The 25,317-nt window shown below is 53.1% G+C and carries 27 protein-coding genes and 1 riboswitch; of the genes, 19 read left to right on the plus strand and 8 right to left on the minus strand.

The features are described from left to right. The first annotated feature begins 10 nt into the window (after positions 1 to 10). From SNR34_RS02190 to SNR34_RS02205, 4 genes are all read left to right on the plus strand, one after another. Complete coding sequence (locus tag SNR34_RS02190; protein WP_236417676.1) at positions 11 to 682, plus strand: sulfite oxidase-like oxidoreductase; 672 nt, start codon at positions 11 to 13, stop codon at positions 680 to 682. 1 nt (position 683) lies between these two features. After that, positions 684 to 1,427, plus strand: coding sequence for a nucleoside phosphorylase (locus SNR34_RS02195; RefSeq protein ID WP_486181031.1), 744 nt, complete (start codon positions 684 to 686; stop codon positions 1,425 to 1,427). Positions 1,428 to 1,616: 189 nt separating this feature from the next. Continuing rightward, the gene (locus SNR34_RS02200) at positions 1,617 to 2,237 is read left to right on the plus strand and encodes a hypothetical protein (protein ID WP_486181032.1); all 621 of its coding nucleotides are present in this window, start codon (positions 1,617 to 1,619) and stop codon (positions 2,235 to 2,237) included. Positions 2,238 to 2,447: 210 nt separating this feature from the next. Continuing rightward, a complete protein-coding gene (locus SNR34_RS02205; RefSeq protein ID WP_236417670.1) occupies positions 2,448 to 2,633 on the plus strand; it encodes a hypothetical protein in 186 nt (61 codons plus the stop codon). 169 nt (positions 2,634 to 2,802) lie between these two features. Here the strand turns inward: SNR34_RS02205 and SNR34_RS02210 are convergent, their stop codons facing one another. Both SNR34_RS02210 and SNR34_RS02215 read right to left on the minus strand, forming a co-directional pair. Continuing rightward, positions 2,803 to 3,750, minus strand: a complete 948-nt coding sequence (locus tag SNR34_RS02210; RefSeq protein WP_236417669.1) for a response regulator — start codon at positions 3,748 to 3,750, stop codon at positions 2,803 to 2,805. Beyond that, entirely contained in the window at positions 3,728 to 6,790 is a 3,063-nt protein-coding gene (locus SNR34_RS02215; protein ID WP_486181033.1) for a hybrid sensor histidine kinase/response regulator, read from the minus strand. The genes SNR34_RS02210 and SNR34_RS02215 overlap by 23 nt, the downstream gene beginning before the upstream one ends. A 228-nt stretch (positions 6,791 to 7,018) precedes the next feature. Here SNR34_RS02215 and SNR34_RS02220 point away from each other — a divergent pair, with 228 nt between their 5' ends. The 7 genes from SNR34_RS02220 (at position 7,019) to nfsA (ending at position 13,929) form a co-directional block, all read left to right on the plus strand. After that, a complete protein-coding gene (locus tag SNR34_RS02220) occupies positions 7,019 to 7,507 on the plus strand; it encodes a GNAT family N-acetyltransferase (protein ID WP_486181034.1) in 489 nt (162 codons plus the stop codon). Between the two features lie 112 nt (positions 7,508 to 7,619). Next, positions 7,620 to 8,021, plus strand: coding sequence for a metal-sensitive transcriptional regulator (locus tag SNR34_RS02225; protein ID WP_339278307.1), 402 nt, complete (start codon positions 7,620 to 7,622; stop codon positions 8,019 to 8,021). Between the two features lie 27 nt (positions 8,022 to 8,048). Next, complete coding sequence (locus SNR34_RS02230) at positions 8,049 to 8,249, plus strand: copper ion binding protein (protein ID WP_236417666.1); 201 nt, start codon at positions 8,049 to 8,051, stop codon at positions 8,247 to 8,249. Between the two features lie 136 nt (positions 8,250 to 8,385). After that, positions 8,386 to 10,908 carry a heavy metal translocating P-type ATPase gene (locus tag SNR34_RS02235; protein WP_343262246.1) on the plus strand — a complete coding sequence of 841 codons (2,523 nt, stop codon included), beginning with the start codon at positions 8,386 to 8,388 and terminating at the stop codon, positions 10,906 to 10,908. A 285-nt stretch (positions 10,909 to 11,193) separates the two neighbouring features. Beyond that, the gene (locus SNR34_RS02240; protein ID WP_236417664.1) at positions 11,194 to 12,354 is read left to right on the plus strand and encodes a YhgE/Pip domain-containing protein; all 1,161 of its coding nucleotides are present in this window, start codon (positions 11,194 to 11,196) and stop codon (positions 12,352 to 12,354) included. 233 nt (positions 12,355 to 12,587) lie between these two features. Then, positions 12,588 to 13,202, plus strand: a complete 615-nt coding sequence (locus SNR34_RS02245) for a TetR family transcriptional regulator (RefSeq protein WP_236417662.1) — start codon at positions 12,588 to 12,590, stop codon at positions 13,200 to 13,202. Beyond that, the gene (gene nfsA / locus SNR34_RS02250; protein WP_236417660.1) at positions 13,183 to 13,929 is read left to right on the plus strand and encodes an oxygen-insensitive NADPH nitroreductase; all 747 of its coding nucleotides are present in this window, start codon (positions 13,183 to 13,185) and stop codon (positions 13,927 to 13,929) included. Before SNR34_RS02245 ends, nfsA begins: the two co-directional genes overlap by 20 nt. Positions 13,930 to 14,147: 218 nt before the next feature. Here nfsA and SNR34_RS02255 read toward each other — a convergent pair whose 3' ends face one another. The 6 genes from SNR34_RS02255 to SNR34_RS02280 all read right to left on the minus strand — a co-directional run bounded on the left by SNR34_RS02255 (position 14,148) and on the right by SNR34_RS02280 (position 18,823). Next, positions 14,148 to 14,954, minus strand: a complete 807-nt coding sequence (locus SNR34_RS02255; protein WP_236417659.1) for a TatD family hydrolase — start codon at positions 14,952 to 14,954, stop codon at positions 14,148 to 14,150. Positions 14,955 to 14,992: 38 nt separating this feature from the next. Continuing rightward, positions 14,993 to 15,841, minus strand: a complete 849-nt coding sequence (locus tag SNR34_RS02260; protein WP_486182385.1) for an ABC transporter ATP-binding protein — start codon at positions 15,839 to 15,841, stop codon at positions 14,993 to 14,995. Between the two features lie 76 nt (positions 15,842 to 15,917). After that, a complete protein-coding gene (locus tag SNR34_RS02265; RefSeq protein ID WP_236417657.1) occupies positions 15,918 to 16,676 on the minus strand; it encodes an ABC transporter permease in 759 nt (252 codons plus the stop codon). Further along, positions 16,676 to 16,966 carry an MTH1187 family thiamine-binding protein gene (locus SNR34_RS02270; RefSeq protein WP_236417656.1) on the minus strand — a complete coding sequence of 97 codons (291 nt, stop codon included), beginning with the start codon at positions 16,964 to 16,966 and terminating at the stop codon, positions 16,676 to 16,678. Before SNR34_RS02270 ends, SNR34_RS02265 begins: the two co-directional genes overlap by 1 nt. A gap of 42 nt (positions 16,967 to 17,008) precedes the next feature. Continuing rightward, entirely contained in the window at positions 17,009 to 18,046 is a 1,038-nt protein-coding gene (locus tag SNR34_RS02275; RefSeq protein ID WP_343262250.1) for an ABC transporter substrate-binding protein, read from the minus strand. Positions 18,047 to 18,242: 196 nt separating this feature from the next. Continuing rightward, a riboswitch (TPP riboswitch) is annotated at positions 18,243 to 18,354 on the minus strand. 82 nt (positions 18,355 to 18,436) lie between these two features. Continuing rightward, positions 18,437 to 18,823 (minus strand): VOC family protein, encoded by a 387-nt coding sequence (locus SNR34_RS02280; RefSeq protein WP_236417652.1) that lies wholly within the window; start codon positions 18,821 to 18,823, stop codon positions 18,437 to 18,439. Positions 18,824 to 19,028: 205 nt separating this feature from the next. Here SNR34_RS02280 and SNR34_RS02285 point away from each other — a divergent pair, with 205 nt between their 5' ends. From SNR34_RS02285 to SNR34_RS02320, 8 genes are all read left to right on the plus strand, one after another. After that, positions 19,029 to 19,517, plus strand: coding sequence for a DUF2798 domain-containing protein (locus tag SNR34_RS02285; protein ID WP_486181035.1), 489 nt, complete (start codon positions 19,029 to 19,031; stop codon positions 19,515 to 19,517). Positions 19,518 to 19,843: 326 nt separating this feature from the next. Continuing rightward, entirely contained in the window at positions 19,844 to 21,136 is a 1,293-nt protein-coding gene (gene serS, locus SNR34_RS02290) for a serine--tRNA ligase (protein ID WP_486181036.1), read from the plus strand. A gap of 123 nt (positions 21,137 to 21,259) precedes the next feature. Next, the gene (locus SNR34_RS02295) at positions 21,260 to 22,363 is read left to right on the plus strand and encodes an Ig-like domain-containing protein (protein WP_339275768.1); all 1,104 of its coding nucleotides are present in this window, start codon (positions 21,260 to 21,262) and stop codon (positions 22,361 to 22,363) included. Positions 22,364 to 22,543: 180 nt separating this feature from the next. Next, complete coding sequence (locus tag SNR34_RS02300) at positions 22,544 to 22,966, plus strand: ribosomal maturation YjgA family protein (protein WP_486181037.1); 423 nt, start codon at positions 22,544 to 22,546, stop codon at positions 22,964 to 22,966. Positions 22,967 to 23,021: 55 nt separating this feature from the next. Continuing rightward, complete coding sequence (locus tag SNR34_RS02305; protein ID WP_486181038.1) at positions 23,022 to 23,579, plus strand: GNAT family N-acetyltransferase; 558 nt, start codon at positions 23,022 to 23,024, stop codon at positions 23,577 to 23,579. Between the two features lie 59 nt (positions 23,580 to 23,638). Beyond that, positions 23,639 to 23,974, plus strand: coding sequence for a DUF952 domain-containing protein (locus tag SNR34_RS02310; RefSeq protein WP_236417639.1), 336 nt, complete (start codon positions 23,639 to 23,641; stop codon positions 23,972 to 23,974). 64 nt (positions 23,975 to 24,038) lie between these two features. Next, positions 24,039 to 24,602, plus strand: a complete 564-nt coding sequence (locus tag SNR34_RS02315; RefSeq protein WP_438286891.1) for a DUF1572 family protein — start codon at positions 24,039 to 24,041, stop codon at positions 24,600 to 24,602. Between the two features lie 80 nt (positions 24,603 to 24,682). After that, positions 24,683 to 25,273: a histidine phosphatase family protein gene (locus SNR34_RS02320; RefSeq protein ID WP_236417635.1), complete on the plus strand. Its 591-nt coding sequence runs from the start codon at positions 24,683 to 24,685 to the stop codon at positions 25,271 to 25,273. Positions 25,274 to 25,317 lie beyond the last annotated feature (44 nt).

Consider the following 25,317-nt stretch of genomic DNA (forward strand, 5'->3'; position numbering starts at 1 on the left):
GGAAAGCAAATTGCATAACAAGGCTGAACGTCTGAAAAAAACGAAGGCCCCGGCGTCGAAGGCCGGTTCAGTATATGGCGACCGCCTGCCCCCAGGGCAGGTGTTGACGGAAAAATTCCCGATCCTGCACGAAGGAGAAGTGCCGGAATACGACCTGTCCACCTGGGATCTGAAAGTGTTTGGCGAAGTGTGGGAGGAAAGGGTATTCTCCTTCGCCGAGCTGCAGGCGATGCCGCAGGTGAACACGGTCAGCGACATCCACTGCGTAACGCGCTGGTCCAAGTTTGATACGTCCTGGGAAGGCATCCGCTTCTCGGATTTCGTGAAGATTCTCGGCGTCAAGCCGGAAGCGAAATATGTGATGGTCCACGCCGACCATGATTATGAGACGAATGTGCCTTTGGAGGAACTGATGCACGATGACGTGCTGCTCGCCTTCAAATATAACGGCGAGCCGCTGACGCCGAAGCATGGTTATCCGCTGCGCCTCGTTGTGCCGCAGCTCTATTTCTGGAAGAGCGCGAAATGGATTCGCGGTTTGGAATTTATGACGGAGGACCGCAATGGCTTCTGGGAGAGCAACGGTTTCCACCATTTTGCCGATCCGTTCAAAGAACAGCGCTTCTCGGGCGAGGATTTGCCGATTCCGGAAGACGAGTGGACGAAAAAGGAGTTTGATTGACATGTTGATGCCGATTTTGCAAATTCATTCGGAGGATATGCCCGCTTACGCCATCGTGTGCGGTGATCCGGCCCGTGCGGAGAAAATCTCCCGCAAACTGGACGGAGCCAGGGAGCTGGCGTTCAGCCGCGAATATCGTACGTTTGTAGGTGATTACGAGGGTGTGAGGCTGGCTGTGGTCAGCCATGGCGTAGGTTGTCCAGGAGCCGCAGTGTGCTTCGAGGAATTGATTCGCGCCGGCGTAACGACGCTGATCCGGGTCGGCACGGCCGGTTCGTATACGGCCGACTATCCGGCTGGCAGCGTCATCGTCAGCACGGCGGCAGTTCGTACGGACGGTTTGACGCGTCAGCTCGTGCCCGACGGTTTCCCCGCCGTTGCAAACCTGGATGTGACCCGAGCGCTGCTAGCGGCTGCGGAAGCCGGAGAAGGCGAGCAAGGGAAGCTCGGCGTCGGCATTACGGTGACGCTGGACGCGTTTTTTACGGGCGTGGAGGAAATTCCCCACCGCAAATATAAACAAGCGGGAGCCTTGGCGGCCGAAATGGAGATTGCAGCGCTCTACATCGTGAGTACCCTGCGCGGTGCGCGCGCCGGAGCGATCGTGGCGATCGACGGTTTTGCGGACAGTGACCTGGCTGCCGAATACGACCCGCATACGGATGCGGTATCCAAGGCCGTGGAGCGCGAGATCGATGCCGCGCTGCGTGCGCTTGCGTCGCTCGCCCGCCAGGACAAGGAATAGTACAGTGCATGCTGGCAGGAACAAGAAGCGTCCTTGAAATAAGCATTCTGGTTGCCGATGAACGGCATTCAGAGTGCTTTTTTTATGGCTTATAGCTCCAGTTTGAAGAAAAATTGCTGTATACTGGGGGCTAGATCGAAACAGGATTAATAGAAAAGTTTGGAATGTAAAAGGAGGATCATTAGGATCATGTCTATGGGCTGGGCTGAATTTCGGGAAATTCCGTTTGAATACAATGATCAGGTGAAGCAGATCGATGAACAGCTGTTAAGGCTGGTGGCGGCAAGAAAAAGCATTACGGGGGCTGCTTACCATCATCCGGATCAGAAAACCATTGATGAGTGGGTGGAGCGACTGGACATGAAGGAGGAGGACATTCGCCATGTTCTTCGCAGTGTACAGCCAAGGCCCAAACGACCGTTTGTCCCCCAGGAGGAAACCAAACTGACGGGTGTGCTTCCGATTATGAAACAAACGACGCAGGACGGCTGCGATTATGTGATTACACATGCCATGCAATATGATCATGAAAGCATTGTGCATCTCGACATTCACCACCGGGAGCCCAAGGCAGAGCATGTCTTTCTCAAACCGCAATTGATGCTGGAGGTCACCAGTGCTCAGGGTGAACACATGGTTCTTCGAGAAGGCAGTCGTGGTAGCGGTAGCGATGCTCAGCTTAGCTACCGGGTTGTGCCTGCACTCCCACCTTCGTTGGAGCAGGTGAAATTTTCGCTTGTTCCGGCAGTTCACGAACTGGAGATCAAGTTGGAGGAAGTCATCCTGGACAAGCATGTAGACTTTAAATAGCGTGGATGAAATAAAACGTATTGCATCTAGCGGGAGCTGTAAGGCAGGGAGACTGATCCATACGTTTTTAGGTTGTGAAGTGCAGGCAAAGATCGATTTGCCTCTCTGCATTTTTTCAGGCAGGCGTTATGCATTTTTCGAATGATGGCGTTCAAATTGGGTAAATTACTTAAGAAGCATTACACCCATAATGAAGAGGAGGAGTCCATCATGAAGCAAAACAACCAGCCTCAGGACGAGGCCGAAATCCGCAACAAGCTGGACGAGGATGGGGATTCCCTGATGGAAAAGAAAAAGATTCTGAACGGAGTGGACATTGAGCCGCAGGCAGACGCTTGGGCGGCAAAACCTTCACCGGTAGCATTTGACGAAGCGGATACAACGTCCAAAAAATAGCGGAAACAACGATGTTTATTCAAACGCAAACGAAGCGGACACCCGATCGGGTGCCCGCTTTTGGCATCGTCTTATTCATTCAATCTGTCCGCTGCAAGTGGTTGTTTGGCTTCGTCTGCTCTCTTGCAGAAAGAAGAATACCTCCGGAGGCATTGGAAAACGTCGGTAATCATATGTAATCCAGTTCCAGTAGCTTGCTCTGCAACATGGAGCGAATTTCCTCGTCTACATTGGGCAGGAGCTTCTCCAAGTGCCTGATAAATTTGCTCCGCAATTCTTCCCTTTTGACGTCGGCCCACTGGTAATATTCCATTTCGAGCAGGTCTCCCCTGTACAGCTCCAACAGTTCCCGGACATTGCCGCTTTCCGACTCCAGCAAGGACTCCAGGCGAGTCATGTCGCTGCTGATCCAATGTGCATGCATCCAATAGCGTTCGTCGCCGAATTCCACTTTGTTGACGAACCCTTCCGATTTCAGAAGGCTCCGCAAGTTATACAACGTCGTATGAAGCAAGGCCTGTGCACGCTCGACGTCGATATTCGGCCAGAGATCATCCAGCAGGTGATAACGATAAACCGGTTTTCCACGTTGGAACCACAGGTAGGCGAAAAGCTCCTTTGTCTTTTTGGTTCGCCACGTGATCAGCTTTCCGCCGGAATTGTACAGTTCCAGTCCGCCGAGTACTTTGAGCTGAAGCTGTTTGGTTTGCACGACGGACTCCTGGACTGCGGAGGCTTTTGATTCGTCGCGTCTTTGCCGCAAACGGGTGTAACGCTGCAATGTTTCCTGCAGACGATCTTTCGCAACGGGCTTAAGCAAATAATCGATGGCGCGGGCATCAAATGCCTGTACCGCGTACTGCTGATAAGCCGTCACGAAAACGATCTCTGCATCCGGACACAGGAGAGATAACTGCCTGCCCGCGTCCAGACCGTTGATCCCGGGCATTTCAATATCGAGAAAAATGATGTCCGGCTGTACGGTTGCAGCACAGGCCAGTGCGTCCGCTGCCAGCTGGCATTTGCGGACGACCTGAACGCCGCCGATTTCGTTCAGCAAAATTTCCAACACATCTAGGGCGATTTTTTCATCATCAACCAGCATTGCTTTCAACATTTCTTACCTCCGGTACAGTAAGCTTAACCCGTGTTCCCTTCCCTTGCACACTGCTGATTTCAAGCCTTAAATTGTACAACATCTGCAGGCGGCGATTCACGTTCCGAAAACCGATGCCTGAAGCCTGATCGCGTTCCAGCATCTCCAGCTGAACACTGCTCATGCCAACGCCGTCATCTTCAACGACGATTTCCGTGATGCCGTTCCGGTTATGCGCAGAGATCAACAACGTACCGCCTTCGGGTTTTGGCCCGATGCCGTGGCGAACAGCATTTTCCACAATCGGCTGCAGCGTGAGAGGGGGGATCAGGCACTTCAAATTCTCTTCAAGCTCATAACGAATATTCAATCTCTCGCCGAACCTTAGATTTTCAATGGCAACATAAGCTTGTACCAGTTCCAGTTCACGTTCGAAGGTAATCGGTTCGCTATGAAAAACAAACGTAAACTTGGAGCGGAGGTACGTCGTCAGGTGATAGATCGTTTCCCTAAGCCTGATGGGGTCGGTGTAACTCAACCCTACGAGACTGTTCAAGCTGTTGTAAAGGAAGTGGGGCATAATCTGTGCCTGCAAGAAGTCCATTTCCCTGCGAACCGCCTGCTCGGAGGAATTTTTTAATTCCAGCAGGGAGCGGACCCTTGCTTTCAATTCCGCAAGCTCGAATGGCTTTTGCAAAATATCGTTGGCTCCCGCGTTCAACGAAGCCACGATATCGCCGGTCTGTCCCGAAGCGGTCAGCATCAGGACAGGAAGCTCGGCCAGGCCCTGTCTCTCGCGAATTTGGCGGCATACTTCGATTCCCGAAATACCCGTCAGCATCAGGTCCAATAAAACGATATCCGGTTTGGAGCCGTCACGCAGCACTTCAAGAGCCTCCTCGCCGCTGCCGACCGCGGTATAGGCGTACCCCAACGATGATATAACATCGACGAGCACTTTCATATTGGACAACTCGTCATCGACGATGAGCGCGTGAAAAGGCGCGAGGGGGCTGGGATGCAGCATGTCGTTCATCGTTTCCGCGTCCACCGTCAAGGAGACGGTCGGTGCCGTGGCCGAGGCTTCAGACTGTTTGTCTAACGGAAGGGTAAACGTGAACCGGGTACCTTGTCCCAGCTGCGATGCTACCTCCAGGCGACCGCCTTGCAGCTCGATCAGCTGTTTGGAAATGCTAAGGCCGAGCCCGAGGCCCCCTGAAGTATCGTCCTGAAAGCTGTCCTTGTACTGATTATAGGGCTGCAGGATGTTATCCAGCTCTTCGGCAGGGATGCCTGGTCCCGTATCGGTGATGGATATAGCCATCTCCTCTTCAAGACATTCCACGGATACGGTCACCGTCCCCCGTTTCGTGAATTTCAGCCCGTTTTCGATCAGGTTGTGCAAAATTTGCTTCAAACGATTTTCGTCGGCATAGACCAGGGGAAGCGCATCAGGCAGCTTGTTGACCAGACGAACCTCCTTGTTGATCGGCGCGATCGAAAGGGTCTCCAAGACGAAATGAATGGAAGTGCCCACGTTGACGGGGGTCGGATGGATCACGAATTGGCCATGCCGGATCCGATTCAGATCCAGAATGTCATTGACGATCCCCGACAGCCTTCGGCCCATCAGATGGAGAAGCATGATGTTCTCGCGGTGATCTTCCTGCAGCGGGTGTTCCGTACTGTCGAGGAGCGATTGGGACAGGTTGACGATGCCGTGCAACGGCGTCCGCAGTTCATGGGATGTTTTGGCCAAAAACTCATCCTTCTGACGGTCGTAAATCAATAGTCTTTCTGCAAGGCTTTCGCTCCGTAAAAAGTTGTCCTGCAGCCGGTCGGAGATGAGCAGGGCCTGGGATAATAAAAGAAGCAGCGGCGTCCCTACCATGAAATAGGGATTGTCCAGGGCAAACAAGTATCGCAGCTCCCCGAAAATCCAGTAGACCGCAAGAAAGAAACAACCGAGAAGCAGATGATGGCGATCGTTAATGCCTTTTCTTCTCCCCCGGAAAATGGCTCTTACGATAAGAAAAAATACGAATATCTGTATCGGTACGCCAAGCGCCAGGGAAAACGGAAGATAATCGTTGGGAAGCACGAGCAAAATGACCGTAAGAACGATCGCGCATGACCCAAGCCATTTAAACAAAAAGAAGTTGGTCTCGTCGGTGTATGAATGCACGTAACTTGCAAAAAAATAAAATGAAGCGATCGGCAGCAAAAACAGCAATCTCTGCAGAAAAGGAAAAGGCATATCCGGAAAGATGATTAGCGCCAGAATTTCGTTGTCGATACTGATAAAAAGACCTGTCGCCAGACAAAACAGGCAGAAATGCATCAGGTAGCGTTCCTTGCCCCATTGCCTGAACATGCCGGCATAATAAAGACCGAATGAAAACAGCATGGCAATGATGGCCATATCGGCGAGCCTTGCCCCATCAACGCGTTTGCCAATCTGGGTAGCCAAGCCGAACTCGGGTGTCTGAACCATGCCGCCGCCCAGGTTGTTGAACGCAGCCGTTTGCACGATGATTTCGTTTACGCCTTTGTTCAATTGAAATGTGCGAAAATAGGGCGTGTTGCTTGGTACGAAGTGTTCCGAAGTCATCGAGGGTTTCCCGCTGCCTCCCATTTCCTGGCCGTTAATGAAGAAGCGCGATGAGATGCGGATTTTTTTGGCGCGAAGTCCGTACATTCCGTCTTCGGGCACTTCAACGAGCAAACGATAGGTTCCAGCCCCTTGGTTGTTGGGATTGGCCGAGGAGAGCGCATTGGTTTTTTCATTCGGGACATTCTTCAGCTTGCGGATCTTGGACAGACTGCCGTCGTCCTCGGCAAAATCCACAGGAGTCAGCAGCCGGTTCGCATAATACTCCCATTCCCCGCGCAGCGGCAAGTAGCCGTCCGCTTCGAAGTTCCATTGACGGGCGTCAAACACCCCGTTTTTGGCCTCGACTTCCTTCATCGGTGGCACTAACCATTGATAAAGGCTAACTACCGTGATCAGCAAAAAAATGCCGATCATAAGCGGTAGTGCAATTTCCCGTTTCGGTTTCATTTACGTCAATCCCCGTTATGTTTTTCCATGGTACTTGTATGATTTTCGTCATCATTCGAGCACTTCCTTCATTTTTATACAAAAAATGAAGGTTTGGAATAGGTAAGTGTCGATTTTTCGGATCATTTCATCAGAAGGTAACGTTTTTATGGTGTTATGACACGTCTGGGCACCTTGCCAACCGGTAATGTATAATCATGGAAACAAGTGGCGAGGTGGCATTAGTTTATGGACAAGCTCTTGATTCGACGTGCCAGGGTTAAAGATTATATCGGCATTTCCGCGTTAATGGATGAGTTGCATGAACAACACGTCAAAGGGAGACCGGATATCTATCGGGCCCTTCAGCCCCGCTTGGAGCCGGGCGAGTATGAGGATTGGCTCGAAAAGGATACTCGATACCTATTCGTTGCTGAGGATCTTGAAGCGGGGGAGATCGTCGGATTTGCCAGCGCCCAATGGCAGCAGATTCGGAACCTGAATGTGCTGCTTGACCGGGATATGCTGTATATCAACGAAGTTGTCGTGGATCGGAAGTGGCAGGGAAAAGGCGTCGGGCAGCGAATCATGACAGAACTGATCGAACTGGGCAAGGAGCTTCAGGCAGACAGCGTGGAGTTGACGGTATCGTCGTTCAACGAGGGAGCGCAGACTTTTTACGAGAAACTTGGTTTCGCCGTCCGCAGCAGCCGAATGGAATATATTTTGCGAGCGTAAGCCCCTCATGAAGAAATGATGAACAATTGATGGCGAGAAAAAATAGGGCTTGAATACCCCTATGGGGTATGTTATTCTGAATTCAGAAATCATTTGAAAAGGGGTGTTCATGATGGAACATCAGAGCCATCCCCATGAAGAGATGGAAACGGCGGTAACCGCAGCGGGGCAAGAAGGTTCGCTGCCGGAAACGCAGGCAAATGCCTGTCATACGCCGGGACCTGACGGGAAACCGGTTCGCAAGAGCCATCATTCCCAGGAGATGAAGAGCAATCTCATTTCCCGCTTGAACCGCGTGGAGGGGCAGATTCGCGGGATCAAAGGGCTGATTGAGAAGGATACGTATTGCGACGATGTGCTTACGCAAATCGCTGCAGCGCAATCCGCATTGAGCTCGGTCGGCAAGCTGCTGTTGGAAGGGCATATGAAGAGCTGCATCGTCGAACGCATTCAGGCCGGAGAGCATGAGGTTGTAGACGAATTGCTTGTTACGGTCAGAAAGCTCATGAAATGATGAATATATACTAAGGAGGAATGAACGATGTCCAACATCACATTGAACGTTGCAGGCATGTCTTGCAACCATTGCGTCAAATCCGTAGAGGAAGCCGTTAAAAGTGTAGGAGCGAAAGGCCAGGTTGATCTGGCAGCGGGAACCGTTGCTGTGGAATACGACGAGCAAAGCGTGAGCGTGGAACAAATTAAGGCAGCGATTGAAGATCAAGGTTATGACGTAGCCTAAGATAAGCAATAAGCGATCGTATTGGGTTTAAGCGCAGCTTCCCTTAAGAGAGTCGGAAGCGGGCGTTTAAGCCCGGATTTCGGCTTGTTTTATACCCCTTAGGGGTATTTTCGGAATAGGGAAAGGAGACTGTGTTATGGTTAAATCATCGACAACGGCAAGCGATCAAGATTCGAATGCGTTGACGTCTCCGGTTGGAGTACAGACCACGCTGCAGATTACCGGCATGACTTGCGCGGCCTGTTCGAGCCGGATCGAAAAGGGATTGTCCCGGATGGAGGGCGTGAATCAGGCCAACGTGAATTTGGCCACGGAGCAAGCGACGATTTCGTATGATCCGAAAATGGTGGACGTCTCCAGCTTGCGCGACAAGGTAGAGGCACTGGGTTACGGCACCGCCTCGGAATCGCTGGACCTGAACATCACGGGCATGACCTGCGCCGCTTGCTCAGCCCGCATCGAGAAAGGATTGTCCCGCTTGCCCGGCGTATCGCGGGCGAACGTCAATCTTGCGCTGGAGACGGCGCATGTGGAATATGCCGCCGGCACGTTGAAGCCGTCCGACATCATGGCCAAGATCAAACACCTCGGTTATGGCGCTGAAGTGCAGCAGGGCGAGCAAGAACACCAGTCTGTCCGCGAACGCGAATTGCAGCGCAAAAAATGGAAGTGGATCGTTTCTGCCCTGCTGTCCATTCCTTTGCTCTGGGCGATGGTCGGTCATTTCTCATTTACGTCCTGGATCTGGGTGCCCGATTTGTTCATGAACCCTTGGTTCCAGCTGCTGCTGGCAGCACCGGTACAATTCGTGATCGGCTGGCAGTTCTATGTCGGAGCGTATAAAGCACTGCGGGGCGGCAGCGCGAACATGGATGTACTCGTTGCGCTGGGAACGAGCGCAGCTTTTTTCTACAGTTTATATCTGACCCTAAGCAGTGGATACGGGACTCAGCCGGCTATGGACCATGGCGGAATGGGTACGGCGGTCGCCGTCCCTTCGGTTGAACTGTATTATGAGACGAGCGCCATTCTGATTACGTTAATTTTGCTCGGCAAATGGTTTGAAGCGGTCGCCAAAGGACGCTCCTCTCAAGCGATCAAAAGCCTGATCGAGCTTGCTCCGCGCGAAGCGCGGGTGATTCGCGACGGCAAGGAAGTTGTCATTCCCTCCGCTTATGTTGCCGTTGGCGATCTGGTGATCGTCAAGCCGGGCGACAGCATCCCGGTCGACGGCGTGGTGGAAGAGGGACGTTCGTCGGTCGACGAGTCCATGCTGAGCGGGGAGAGCTTGCCGGTCGACAAACAACCGGGCGATCCGGTTACGGGTGCCACGCTGAACAAAAATGGCGTATTGCGGCTGCGGGCCACTCGGGTCGGATCGGATACGGCACTCTCGCAAATCATCAAAGTCGTTGAGCAGGCACAAGGCTCCAAAGCGCCGATCCAACGCATTGCGGACGTAATATCAGGCATATTCGTGCCGATCGTTGTCGGCATTGCGGCGTTGACGCTGCTGATTTGGTATTTCTTCGTCAGTCCCGGAGATTTTGCGGGTTCGCTGGAAAAAGCCATTGCCGTTCTGGTTATTGCCTGCCCCTGCGCCCTTGGGCTTGCCACGCCGACGTCCGTCATGGCCGGTTCGGGACGGGCAGCGGAGTTCGGCATCCTGTTTAAGGGAGGCGAATACCTGGAAACCGCGCAGCAGATTCAAACGGTCGTGCTGGACAAAACGGGCACGGTTACCGAGGGTAAACCGGTGCTGACGGACGTGGTTGCTGCCGGGGACTGGCACGAGCCCGAGCTGTTGGAACTGGTAGGCGCCGCGGAGCAAGGATCCGAGCATCCTTTGGCGGAAGCCATTGTAGAAGGAATCCGGGGCAAGGGCTTGGAACCTGGCCAAGCGGAACAATTTGAAAACATACCCGGATACGGTATACATGCAGTGGCAGGTGGCCGGCAGGTGCTGGTGGGGACCCGCCGTTTGCTTGCCGATGCTCAGGTGAACGTGCCGGAGCAGGCCCTGCAGCGTATGCACGAGCTTGAAGAGCAAGGGCGCACGGCAATGCTTGTTGCGGTGGACGGTCAATGGGCAGGCATCGTTGCCGTTGCGGATACGATCAAGGAAACGTCCCGTGAGGCCGTTGGTCGTCTGCATGCGATGGGGATTGATGTCATTATGATTACGGGCGACAACGAGCGTACCGCCCGCGCCGTGGCGGCACAAGCGGGCATCAAGCACATTCTCGCCGAAGTCCTGCCTGAGGGCAAGGCTGCGGAAGTGAAGAAGCTGCAGGAAAGCGGCCGCAAGGTCGCCATGGTCGGCGATGGCATCAATGATGCGCCTGCGCTTGCTACGGCCGATATCGGCATGGCGATCGGAACGGGGACGGATGTAGCGATGGAAGCGGCCGACATCACGCTGATGCGCGGCGATCTGAACAGCATCGCCGACGCGATCGAGATGAGCCGCCGCACGATGGGCAACATTAAACAGAACTTGTTCTGGGCGCTCGGGTACAACGTGCTGGGCATCCCGATCGCTGCGGCCGGTTTCTTGGCTCCTTGGCTGGCCGGAGCAGCAATGGCATTCAGTTCGGTATCGGTCGTGCTGAACGCGTTGCGCTTGCAGCGCATGAAGCTCCAGCGGCGTGCCGGGTAACGTCGCGGTGGTTCTTTTGGCTTGATGAATACAGAAACCTGAAATAGATGTGAGCACTTTGCACGGCCCGCCAAGGCGGGGCGTGCATTTTCATCTGTTCTAAAGGTTAAAATGCCAGACAGATGATCTCCGTTTTTTAATGAAAATGCTAGTGTGTATTTCTGCATCTTTCAGAAAACCGGGTTGACAATACAGACAACTCCATTTAAAATTTTAAACGACTGTTTGATTCAAACGATTGTTTAAATCAATGTAAAACTAAATATCCGATGGAGGACAAACTTTATGCTGCGAGCTTTACGCGCTCTTTTAAAGAAACCGCCAGTCATTATCGGCATTGTGACGGCGTTGATGTTCCAAGTCATTTTCAGCGTGATCTGGATGACGGCTTACTCCGGCGTCAATGATCGAACGAAAGAACTGACGGTAGCCATCGTCAATGAGGACGGCACGCAATCCCAAGGGATTGCAGACAGCTTGGCCCAAACGCTTCCTTTTCACACCGTGGCCAATCTGAGCAGCGCCGAGGCGCTGGACCAACTGGAGCATCATAAGGTGCACATGGTGCTTGACATCCCGGCCGGATTCAACGAGGTGCTTCAAACGCCGGGCTCCACGGCACAGATCAAGTACACGCTTAACGAAGCAAACCCGGTTACGATCAAAAGCATGATGCAAGGCGTTTCCCAAAGCGTGACCAACACGATCAACAAACAGGCATCTGCACAAGGCGTTCAAGCGGTATTGACCGCTTCCGGCGCACCTGCCGACCAAGCGGCTTCGGCAGCCGCTTCGTTGACTTCCCGCGTGGAGGGAACAACGACATCCATCAATCAGGTGAACGGCATGAATAACCAAATGGTGCCGATGATGATGGTGCTGGCTTCCTATGTGGGAGCAATGATCATGGGAATGAACGTGCAAGGAGCCATGGGCATGCTGGCAGCGATGCATTCGCGCCTGTCGCTGTTCGGGGCAAGAGTGATCATTAACATCGGATCCGCGCTGCTTGTATCCCTTGTTGGTTCCTCTCTGATCGTGGCCCTCGGGGGACAATTCGAACAAGGCTTTATCGCGTTCTGGATGTTCCAGGCATTGTTCCTGTGCACATTTATGTTCTTCTCCCAATTTTTCCTGATCCTGTTCGGACCGGCAGGAAGTGTGTTCAACATTATCTCGCTGTCCCTGCAGCTGGTGTCTTCCGGCGCGATGGTGCCGCGTGAACTGCTGAACGGGTTCTACAGCGGTTTGGGACAATATTTACCAGCCACATATGCGGTACAGGGCATTCTGAGCGTTCAGCTCGGCGGTCCCGGAGCACAGGCGGCCGCAGGAACGATTGCGATCATTCTGGTCGTTGCGGTGGCGCTGTCCTTGCTGGCGACGTTGCTCAAAAAAGGCCGTATGCCTGCAGTAGCGCCAAACCCGGCACCGGTTAACGGTTAAGAAAAACGAAGGCTTGCGACGCAGATGCAGATACCCTCATCGCTGCGATCGACCGAACACCCCGATGGAATTCATCGGGGTGTTCGCCTGTTCTGGAGTGTTGGCTTTGCGGAAACGGCACATGACATGCCTTGCACTTTTTGACACAAACTTTCATAATAACAGGTAGAGATCAGGCATGCAGTCCGAGCGTGCCGGGCGCTTGAATAGAACGGACAAGGGGAGAGAACGGAATGACGGAACCGGAATTGGATATCAAAACGAGGATTTTGGTGGCAGCGAAGAAGCTCTTTGCCCAGCAGGGATATGACGGGACGAGCGTGCGGCAGATCTGCGACGAGGCGGGAGCGAATATTTCGCTCGTTTCGTATCATTTTGGCGGCAAAGAGAAAGTGTTTGAAGCGCTGTTCGAACGTTATTTCCTGATCCGTATTCCGGATGATTTGGATGAGATCATTCAGTCCATGTCACCAGCCGAGGGGGTAAGTCTCGTCATCGGCGAGATTGTCAGGTTCACCCTGTCGGACCGGGACATGAGTGATATCGTGCAATTGGAGATGGCGCTGCGGACCAACCGCGCCGCTTCCGTCATTCGTTTCCTGGAGCCGATCTGGACCAAGCTGACCGAATTGTTGGAAAGAGGCAAGGAGCAGGGAGTATTCCGCATCGAGTCGGCCACATATGGCATGCTTCAGGTATTAAGCGTGGCGCTTGCCCACAAAAGGGCCCATAACACACGATTTATGCTGGACTACCCGAATGTCGATCCGGAAAAGCTAGTCGAACAGACCGTCGAGTTTGTATTACGAGGATTGGGAGTGAATGAGCATGAACAACGAAACCATTGAATTGATGATGAAGCACCGCTCCGTGCGGAAATACAAACCTGATCCGGTTAGCGAGGAACAATTGGCCGCCATCGTTTCGGCGGGTCAAATGGCTTCTACCTCCAGCAATGTGCAGGCTTACACGGTTATTGCGGTTACCGACAAAGACCAGAAGGCGAAGCTGGCCGAGCTTGCGGGCAACCAGGCTTACATTGATCAATGCCCTGTTTTCCTGGTGTGGTGCGCGGATTTGTATCGTCTCAAGCAAGCCGCAGTTCAACATGCGCCGGAGAAAGAATCGTTCGAAGATAGCATGGAAAATTTCATGGTAGCGACGATCGACGTGGCCCTTGCTTCCCAGAACGCAGCGCTTGCGGCGGAGTCGCTCGGATTCGGAATTGTATATATCGGCGGTCTTCGTACGCGGATCAGCGAAGTTTCGGAACTGCTGGGATTGCCTGAAGGCGTATACCCTGTGTATGGCATGTGCATCGGCGTAGCGGATCAAGATACGGGCATTCGCCCAAGACTGCCGCTGCAGGCGGTGCTGCACCATGGCCGCTACCAGGCTGAACAGACGCTGCAAGGCATGAAAGAGTACGATGAAACATTTGCAGCATATATGCAGGAGCGCACCCAAGGCGAGCGTTCAACGACATGGTCCGAAATGATGGCGAAACGCCTTACGGAGCCGGCAAGGCTGCAAATGAAGACATATCTTGAAGGCAAAGGGTTTATAAAACGGTGAAAAACTGCCGAAAGTTGCTCGTTGCGCAGATTCGGGCAGCGAACGCGAGTGAGATATCGTTCAGTAGCAAACCTGTTTGGATAGAGGATGAGATGTAACAGAGACACTGCACATAGCATCCGCATAATTATAGAAGCCAGTCCTCGTGGACTGGCTTCTTTTGCGTAGAAGATATGACCTGCTCTAGCGGCTTGGATGATCCAATTAGGGGTCCTTGTTCAGGGTAAACGATAGAAGCGCTTCGTATTTTCGTAGAAAATGCGTACTGCCGCCTCCGGCTTCGTTCCCGTAATCTCGCACCACGCCTGAACGACGCGGCTTGTCATGGCTGGATGCGTCATCCTGCCTGCAAAAGGGCCCTCGAACGGCCAGGGCCCGTCCGTCTCGGCCATGATCTGTCCTGGAGGATACACCCTTGCCAGTGCTTGAATCTCCTCTTCGTATACGATATCCGGCGTGAACGAGACGTAGTATCCGTTGTCCGCCATTCGCCGAATCGTTTCCGGCGAGCCTTTGAACCAATGGAAGTGAGCCTTGTTTACTTGGTACTGCTCCAGCAGGTCGCAAGCCACATCGGCATCTTCATACACGGCATGCAGCACGATCGGTTTGTCGTGCTTTTTGGCGAGCCGAACGAAACGTTCGAGCAGCAAAACGTAGCCGGATTGGTCCCAAGGTTTCCCTGCTTGCTCCGCCTCCTGGCGGCTGTAATAGGGAAGCCCTACTTCGCCGATGGCAACGGCCTGATCGATGCGGCGCTCGATCCAGTCGAACAGCTGCTCCGCTTCCGACGGCGAAGGTAGAGGCTGCTCCGGATGGAATCCGATGGCCGGAAAGACGGCATGCGGATGTCTGGCCGCCAGGTCCATCGTGGCCTGCGAGGAGGCAAGGTGCATGGAGACGGCGATGACCGCTTCAACCTGGTGCGAAGGCAGGGAGCGAAGCATGTCCTGCTGTTCGGCCGGGGTGTATTGATCCAGATGAAGATGGGCATCGATGAAGGGGACATGGGTTGGCATTTTCATGGAGAGACGCTCCTTCTGCATGATTTAAGCCCGCTATCTCAGGATAGGCGGGCCTTCTTTTGTTCTTGCTTCATCCACTCGGAGATTTGCCGTTTGCGCTCCAGGAATGCCGGCAGATCGGCGATCGTTTCTTGACGGGGCCGTTCAAAAGGAACATGGACTTCGTGCATCACCGTTGCAGGCCGATTCGAGAGCACGTAGACGCGATCGGCGAGCAGCAGCGCTTCTTCGATATTATGGGTGATGAGCAGCACCGAGCGGCGGTTCAGCTCCCATATGTCGAGCAGCCAGCGCTGCATGTCGCTGCGCGTCAAGGCGTCGAGCGCGCTGAACGGCTCGTCGAGCAGCATCAGCTCCTGGGGACTGAGCAGCGCCCGCAGGAACGCGGCGCGCTGCTGCATTCCGCCGGACAGCATGTGCGGGTATGCCTGCTCGAAGCCGCCGAGGCCGACGCTCTCCAGCCATTGGCGCGCTTCGGCAAGCGCGGTTTGCCGCGGCTGGGCCGATGGAGACACTTCGCCCGCAAGCAGCACGTTCTCTTCGATGGTGCGCCACGGGAAGAGCGCAGGTTGCTGCGGCATGTAGCTGATCTTGCCGCGCTGGCCGGTCACGTTCTCGCCGTTCATCCAGATCTCTCCCTGCTGCGGCTTCAGCAGCCCGCCGATGATATGGAACAGGGTGCTTTTGCCGCAGCCGGACGGTCCGACGAGTGCCACGAATTCGCCTTGCCCCACAGTCAGGGAAATATCGTTAAGCACCGGCAGCTTGCTTCGCCGCTCGCGGAAGGAGGCGTGCACATTCCTGACGTTGAGCGCAGGCGCCGTTGCCGATGCCGATGTCGGTGCCGTGCCGTCAGAGTGAGCTGCACCCGTTTCGCTTGCCTGCATAGCTGGGGCAGCCGCTGGTGTTGCCGGAGAACCGGTATGATTCATGTCGTATTCACTTCCTTGGTTCAATGTCGGGTTAGCGCTTCTGCGGCCGCCATTTAACGAGCAGCTTCTCCAGCAAGGCAATGAGCAGGAAGAGCAGCAGGCTCAGCGCCACGATGATCATGATGGCGACGAATAATCGATCTGTCCGGTAAGCGGACTTCTGCAGCATCATGTAATAACCGATGCCCTTGTCGGCGCCGATCCATTCTGCGATGATGGCGCCCATAACGCTGTATGTGGCGGCAATCTTCACGCCGGAGAAGATGGAGGGCAGCGCATGCGGCAGCTCCAGCTTCCAGAAGATGTGGCGGCGCGATGCACCGGCCATGCGCATGTAATTCATCATGGCCGCATCCGTGCGGGTTAACCCGTCCATGGCCGCTACGGCGACCGGGAAGAAACAGACGAGAACGATCGTGATCAGCTTGGGCAGCAGCCCGAAGCCGAACCAGATCAGCAGGAGCGGAGCCAGCGCGATGGTGGGTATGTTTTGACTTAAAATAAGCAAAGGGTATAACGCCTGTTTGAGCAAAGGAATAAGATGCAGCACCATCGCGATCAGCAATCCGACGGCCGTGCCGGCAGCGAAGCCGATCAGGGTAAGCTGGATGGTAGCCCAAGCATGCATGCCGAGGCGATCGGCTTGAGATGCCGCTTCGCGGGCGATGTCCGAGGGTGCGGGAAGCATCCACTTTTCAATATGGAACAGGGATACGGCTCCCTGCCATAACGCGATAAAGAGAATAACCGCCACGAAGGGCGGCCATACGCTTTTCCAGTATGAATTCATTAGCGATATTTCTCCGTGAGGGCATCCATGCTGAACCCGTCAGGGCTATGGGCAATTTTGATCTGGGAAATGATGCTTGGGCTGCCGGCCTCCACGAGTGCTTCGTGCATTTTGCGCACGATCTGCAGCAGCTCCTCAAGTTCGCCTTCCATGGTCGTTTCCAGCGGGTTTACTTGATATTTGACGCCGGATTGTTGAATGACTTCGATCGCGCGATCGACGTAAGGATAAGAGTTTTCGCCGTTCGGCGTTTTGGGAATCACTTGTATGCTAAGCAGTGTGCTGGCCATGTCCATTCACGGCTCCTTCCGATTTCGTTATATAGTTGCTCGTTATTGTGGTAAAAATTCGTTCGTATACGCTTTGGAAACGTCGACTTGCTGGTCGAGCAGTTTTTTGCTGAACATCCAGTCCGCGTAATTTTGCCAAACTTCCTGTTTCTGTTCGCCCCAACGTGCGGCATCGTCCTGATATTTCGGGCTGAGCCACTTCTGGCTGGCGAGTACTAAATCCTTGTCGAGGTCCGGAACGGCCTTCAGCAAAATGTTGGCAGCCTCCTCCGGGTGATCGATCGCATATTGATATCCTTCGGATGTCGCTTTCATGAACGCTTTAACCAGCTCCGGATCATTCTGAATCGTCGTTTCGTTGGTTACGAGCACAGGCGTGTAATAGTCGAGCGCTTCGGAGTAATCCTTGACGTACAGCATGTCGATCGGTTCATTCCGCAGTTGTGCTTCAATCCCGGTCCACGCATAGAAGATCCAGGCAAAGTCGATGTCGCGTTTCACGGCAGTGAAGAAATCGGCATCGCCCATATTGATGTTTTTCACCTTGGAGACGTCGGCGCCTTCGCCTTCCATAATCGATTGCATGACGGCTTCTTCTACCGGAGAGCCCCAGCCTCCATAAGATTTGCCTTCAAAGTCTTTGGGCGATTTGATATTCCGGTCCACCGGAGCGGCAAAGCCGGACGTGTTGTGCTGAATGACCGCGGCGATGGATACGAGCGGTACGTTTTGCGTGCGTGCTTGGGTTACGCTCTCCTGGTAACTGACGCCAAAAGGGACCTCGTTCGAGGCTACCATCGTGTCCGCTCCGCCTGCGCCAGGCTGCACGATTTCGACGTTAAGTCCCTCGGCTTTGTAAAAGCCTTGATCCACCGCAGCGTACAGGCCGGTATGGTTCGTATTCGGCGTCCAATCGAGCACCACCTTAACGTCTTTCAGTGCGGCATTGCCGCCTTCGCTTGCCTTTTCCGTGCTGCTGCCGTTCTCGCCGGCAGGTGCCGCTTCCTTGCCGCCGCATGCGGCAACGGTTACGAGGGTGATGCACAAGAGCATCAGGCCCATCATTTTGCGCCATTTCATTTCTTTTTCTCTCCTTCATATTGTCCGGCCATCGGCACGGGTACTCCTTGGCTTCATGTCCACAACATCTGATTAAGAATGCCATATCAGGGGAATTGCATCGCGGTCCACACGTTCTGATATTAACAAAAAAGCGTCCCGTTATTCGGGACGCATGCAGGCGTTAGAGAATGGCCACCAGCCTTGGGGCTGTGCCTTGGTCAATATACTCCGATTCCTACGCTGGCATGATCCAGATCAGGTCTAAGGGTCAGTATCTTATGGGATACACTCTCAGCCGGCCAATTCCGACACCCCTGGGAAGCTATGAAGTTACGGGCGTTGCTATCACAGTAATTATAGGCAAGAGTCCGGATTGTGTCCAGTAAGGAATTGGAGGGACGACCGGGATTACCGTTGGAAAAATTCAATCCATTCTTTTTCAGGTCCATAGATGAAGAAGTAACGATATCCGTTCGGCAAGGTTACAATCTCCCCATCGATGAACTCTGCATCCGTTGCCTGAATGCGCCGGTATTCCGCTTCGATGTCCTCCACATGGATGGCAAAGTGGTGCACCGTTCCTTCGGATGGCAGCTTGTCGCTATACCCCTGAATCAGCTCGATCTCGGTCTCGTCGCTCCCGTTAAAACCGAGAAATGCCAGCTGAATGACACCGTTGGTGTGAGTCAACCGTCCCTTCAGTTCCAGACCGACAATCTCGGTATAGAAGCGGAGCGTTGTTTCCAGATCGCGAACGGAGATTCCGACGTGGTCGACGCGTTTTTGAAAAGCCATATGAACATACCTCCCGGGGCAGATAATTCGCCATTAGCATTTTAGAAATAGAATAGATGTGGAAATCCAAGCTGTCAAGTTGGAATTAGAGCGGCAATTGAACGCGCTTACGTAAAAAATAAAGATTTAAATTTTAAAAGTTCACAATTTGTTCACTTATGAAGGGCATAACGTGATCACTATAATGATCAAATGAACAGAAAGGATGAGTACATTGCCAACAACGAAAAGAGAACAAGTGGTGTTCGGATTAATGATGTGCTTCGGCATGGTCACGATCATGCTGTTGTTTAATCTGTATAACAGCGGAATGATCGGGAAATTGTCTTTGATGGAGATTCTGCTGCAGTTTGTGATCTGTTTTGTGGTCGCTTTTGCGGTTGAATCGATATTGATAGGTCCTGTGGCGAAAAAAGTAGCGTTTTCCCTGCCGTTCGACAAGTCGAACAAATTGGTGGCCGTGTTGACGCTCTCGTTTTTTATGGTGGTCGGCATGGTGTTGGTCATGTCTTTCTATGGTGTAATGACATCCTACCTCACCAATGGACTTGGAGGTCGTTCCATCCTGCGAAGCTATGGTTCGGCGATCGGCCATAACTTCTTGCTGGCACTTCCGGCACAGCTTCTGGTGGTGGGGCCGATCGTTCGGGCTGTATTTGGCAATGTGGTGGCCAGAAGCAAAGTCAGCGCTTGACCGATCTGTCTTATTTCCTGGGCAATGGTCGTTTGAAAACATAATGAATGAAGCTCTTGCGAATGGGGGAGCATTTCATATATAATCATTGTCAACAATTGCAGATCGGAACTATGCCGTTGAAGAGCATCCAACTCGGAGGCGTTTTCGCCAGGGGAGCGAACCCATTCCCCAAGTTAACCGGAACCGCCCGTTACCGCGGACCAAGAGGCTGGACACAGGATTACCTGTCCCGGCAAGTTGGGTGGCACCGCGAGCAGAGCGCTCCTCGTCCCAAGGGATGAGGGCGCTCTTTGCATTTTTATAGCCCAAAGGAGACGGTGTACATGTTGGATATGAAATGGATTCGTGCGCATGCGGATGAGGTTCAGGCGGCCGCGGACGGCAAAAAAATCAAGGTTTCGGTTCGCGAGCTGCTTACCCTGGACGAGGAAAGAAGAAGGCTTTTGCAGGAAACGGAGGAAGGGCGCCGCTTGCGGAACGCCTGGTCGGCAGAGATTGGCAAGCTGATGCAGGCTGGAGATCGGGCACAGGCGGAAGAGCTGCGGACACGCGTAAAGGAGCTTAACGACAAGCTCCAGCAGAATGAGACCAAGCTTGCCGACGTGCAGGAGGAGGTAACGAGACTGCAGTGGCTGGTACCGAACGTGGTGTCGCCGGATACGCCGGCAGGAGCATCGGATGAAGATAACGTTGAAGTGCGGCGTGTCGGTGAGATTACGAAATTCGATTACGATGCGAAGGATCATGTTGAGCTGGGTGAAATGCATGACATGATCGACATTGCCCGAGGCGTAAAAATCGGCGGCACTCGCAGTTATGTATTGAAAGCGGCAGGTTTGCTTTTGCATCGGGCCGTACAACAGTTAGCCCTCGACCTATTATTGAAGAAAGGCTTCACGCCGATGGAAGTGCCGCTGATGGTGAGGGAGGAAGCGCTGGTTAATACGGGCTTCTTCCCCACAGGGCGGGATCAGGTATATGAGCTTGAGGGCGAGAACAAATGGTTGGTAGGGACTTCGGAGGTGCCGCTTGTTTCTTATTATATGGATGAAGTCGTGGATGTAGCGGAACCGATCCGATTGGCCGCCATGTCCACCTGTTTCCGCAGCGAGGTTGGATCGGGCGGCAGGGATGTGCGCGGACTGTATCGGGTGCACCAGTTTTCCAAGGTAGAACAGGTCATTATCTGTGCGCCGGATGCGGACGAATCGGAACGAATGCTGCAGGAGATCACCGGACATGCGGAGGAACTGCTGCAGCTGCTGGAGCTTCCGTATCGCGTGGTTGCCGTGTGCATCGGGGATATGTCGCAGAAAACCTATAAACAATACGACATCGAAACATGGATGCCAAGCCGCGGAGCCTATGGAGAAACGCATTCGTCGTCGAACCTGCACGACTTCCAGGCCCGGCGCTCCAACATCCGTTGTCGTAACGCAGAAGGCAAGCTGGTTTATTGCCATACCCTTAACAATACGGCAGTGGCATCGCCGCGCATATTGATCCCGCTTTTGGAGAATCACCAATTGGAGGACGGGAGCATACGCATTCCGGCAGCGCTTCGGCCCTATATGGGGGGATTGGAATACCTGAAGCTGCCGGAAGCAGAAAAATAACAAAACATGTCGAATGGTCCTGTTATCCGAATTTCTTCAGTTATAGTATTCATTTCTGGGCATACCATTTCCGATATACTATAATAGGAGTAAAATACTGGATTATGGGAGATGAAGATGGGCATGAAAGGTTTAAGAGCAGGATTCAAGGCAACCCTGGCCTTGATCGTGGCGTGCGTTGCGCTGATTCCATCGCTGGCCATGGCGGCCGCGGGAGATATCACATCCATTAAAATTGTAAGTAATACGGATAAAATGAGCGTTTCCGAAACGGCCTCGTTGAAAGTGATGGCGGTGGTGGAAGGATTCGATAACGAGCAGGACGTCACGGCTGGCGTGACATGGTCGTCGAGCAATGCCAAAGTCGCTACCGTAACGAAAGGCAAGATCAAAGCCGTGGGTGCGGGAGAAGCGACCATCGTCGCCCAGGTGGATAATGAGAAGGCGCAGTTTGCCGTGCAGGTACAGGAGAAAATCAAAAAGATCAAGGCATCGCCGAGCTCTTATAATTTTGTCAAAGGCAAGGAGAGCGCATTGCCCAAAGTAACGATCGTGCGAACGAGCGGTAAAGAAGAGGACGTCACTTCCCAAATCGTCTGGACAGTTTCCAAGCCATCCGCCGTCGTGGAAAATGGGAAAATCAAAGGGGTGGAACCGGGACGCGTGCTGCTGCAAGGAAAATACGGCTCAACCACGGTCAAAGTCCCTGTAGCGATTACCGATATCATCGCCAAGGTGGAGGTTACGCCATCGGCCATCCAGATGAACATCAAGAAGTCCAAAGCTCTTAAGGTCATCGGTACCTATGAGAACGGCAAAACGGTGAACTTGTCGAAGCAAGTGACCTGGACATCGTCTAACCCCACTGTGGCCACGGTCAAAAATGGCACGGTCAAAACGCTGACAGAAGGCAAGGCCACATTGACGGGCGTGTACCAGAATCAGACCGTCAAAACGGAAGTGACCGTGGTGCCTCTACTCAAAAAGCTGATCAGCAGCACCAAAAAGCTGGTCTTGTCTCCTCAGGGCACAGCAACGGTGAGCGTTATGGCCCAGTATGACACAGGAAAGACCGCCTTGGTAACGAGTGACGCGGTATGGAGCAGCAATAAGCCAAGCGTGGTCACGGTTTCGAATGGCAAAATCCAGGCCGTTGGCAAAGGCAAGGCTTCCGTGGTCGTCAAATGGAACAACAAAAAACTTACGATTCCGGTGACGGTAAAATAGCAAGCTTGGTTCTGGTTTTAGTGGTATAATGTTAAAAAATGGAATGTTGAAGGGCGCTGGCAACGCCCTTTTTTTGTATCCTTTTGTACGATGGGAGGAAGATACATGAAAGATGCATCGATCGTGGAATCGAACTCAAGCCTGGGGGAAATCGCATATGATACGGGTTGAAATACAATCATGACAATGCATAAGCAGAGGTACGCCAGTAGTTTAAGAGGCAAACTGTTGTATTTGTCCGTGACATTGCTGGCGATGTCTGCCGGGTATGCCTCCAGGGCCTATGGCGAGGTTTTGCCCGCATTTCTGCGAGAACATGCCGGAGATGCCTTATGGGCAGCTATGATTTATTTTGGAATACGCCTAATATTCACGTCGTGGAGCAAGGGATGGTCAGCCTTTGCCGGATTGCTGTTCAGTTGGTTCATCGAATGCTCGCAGCTCATCCAGGTCCCGTGGTTGAACGAAATTCGTTCGACGACGTTAGGGGCACTTGTGTTGGGCCGGGGTTTTTTGGTCATGGATCTCATGCGTTACACCGTGGGGATATTGGGAGCTTGGTTTGTAGATCGATATGTGTTAAAGGCCGAAACCGAGCGTTGAAAGAGATGCGGCAAGAGTGGTTCTTTTGAAACGGATTCGTCAGGAGGAAATGAACATGAATGTCGACAAATTATTTTCCGAATCGCCCGAATTCGAGACAGAACGTTTGCGGTTGAGACGTCTGACCTTGGAGGATGTGCCTGAATATTTTGCGTTTGCCTCCGATCCGCTCGTCAGCCAGCACAGCCTCTGGAACTGTCATGAGACCATAGATGATTCGGTCGGATATATTCGGCGGGTACTGGATCAATATGAACAGCAGACTGTGTACATTTGGGCCTTCATTTGGAAGGACACCGGGGAACTGATTGGGCGCGGGGGCGTATTCGATATGAACGAATCGATGCAGAGCGCCGAATTGGGATACGCGATATCGAGCAGGTACTGGAATATGGGCGTGGCCTCCGAAGCGATGCAGCCTGTTGTGAACTATTGCTTTCGCGAGCTGGATTGCAACAGATTGGCAGGCAGGTGCAATGCGGACAATATCGGTTCGGCCCGGGTGATGGAGAAACTCGGCATGTCGTATGAAGGTTTACTGCGCAAACAGTTGAAGATTAAAGGCGTGTTCACCGATCAGAAATTGTACGCACGCATCCGGGATGATCTATAATATTCGAAAGCGGATGCAAGACATCGAACGATTTTCGAATCATGGGGGGAGGGTCAAGTATGATATACAGCATTATTTCCCGCGCTGCGTGGGAAGAGGTGTCGAAAGCAGAAGTGTACGCACCGGAAAGCTTGCAAAAAGAGGGGTTTATCCATTGCTCCACCAAAGAACAGATTCCGTGGGTGGCATCGCAGTATTATGCCGGGCGTACCGATCTGGTGCTGCTGGGCATTGACGAAAAAGCATTGAAGCCGGAATTGGTTTATGAGGACCTATACGACTTGAATGAACTGTTCCCGCATATATACGGGGAGCTGAACCTGGATGCCGTGCAGAAAGTGATTCCGTTTGGTCCGAACGAAGACGGGACGTTTGCATTTCCTGTATCGGAATAATTGGAAGATAAAGAATAGATGATGATGGCCTGATTTGACGAAAACATGAGAGGATGCGGCGAGTGTGGATACGAACCGAATGTTTCTGGAGACGGCGGAAAAACAGTTTTTGTATTATAAACAGCTCGGCGAAAAAGCGATGGCCCAATTGGAGACAGAACAGCTCTTTCAGTCGTGGCATGAGGATACGAACAGCATCGGAGTCATTGTGAAGCATCTATGGGGAAACATGCTGTCCCGCTGGACAGACGTGCTGAATTCCGATGGCGAAAAGCCATGGCGCGAGCGCGACGCCGAGTTCGTCAACGACATATCCACGCGCGAAGAACTGATGGACAAATGGGAGGAAGGGTGGCAGTGCCTTTTGTCCGCGCTTCGTGCCTTTACGGCCGAGGATTTGGAACGCATCATATATATTCGCAATGAAGGTCATACCGTCATGGAGGCCATTATCCGTCAACTCGCGCATTATCCCTATCATGTCGGGCAAATAGTCTATGCTGCCAAAATGATCAAGGAGACGCCTTGGGACAGCCTGTCCATCCCTAGAAACGCTTCTGCCGATTATAATGGCGGCAAATTCGCCAAACCAAAGACGCGACGGCATTTCACCGAGGATGAGCTATAGCTTGGGGCTGTGATTCGTCAATAACATCTGAAGATGATCATCCATCCGTTTCGGGTGGGAACAGAAAGGAAGGAAAAGGGATGACACATTTTGCATTGATTCGCCACGGAAGCACGGCATGGAACAAGGAGAAACGTTCTCAGGGCCAGACGGACAACCTGCTTGACGATGAAGGAAGAGAGCAGGCGAAATTGCTCGCCGAGCGGCTTAGCGGAGAACATTGGGATGCCATCTATGCCAGCGACCTGAAGCGCGCCAGTGAGACGGCCCGAATCATTGCGGAGCGCCTGGGCATTCAGGAGATTCATTTGGACGCGCGGCTGCGCGAAATGGGCGGCGGACAGGTGGAAGGCACGACGGAGGAAGAGCGCGTTGCAAAGTGGGGAGCGGATTGGAGCACCCTGGATTTGGGCAAAGAAGCACCCGAGGCCGGAACGGCAAGAGGCTCCGAAGTGTTGGAGGAAATATCGCGCGAGCATCCGGACGGGAAGGTATTGGTCGTTAGCCATGGAGCGATTTTACGCAATACGCTGCGCGGTCTCGTGCCCGATCTGGATGTTAGCGCCAAACTGTCCAACACTTCGATTACCCGAATCATGACGGGGCAAAGAGGTTGGCAATGCGAGCTGTACAATTGCAGCGCGCACCTGGTCCCGTCCAAGGACGAATAATCTACGGATGCAGTCGCACTGAGAGGACAATGGGAACTGTTGAG

The organism is Paenibacillus sp. XP01, assembly GCF_057364885.1.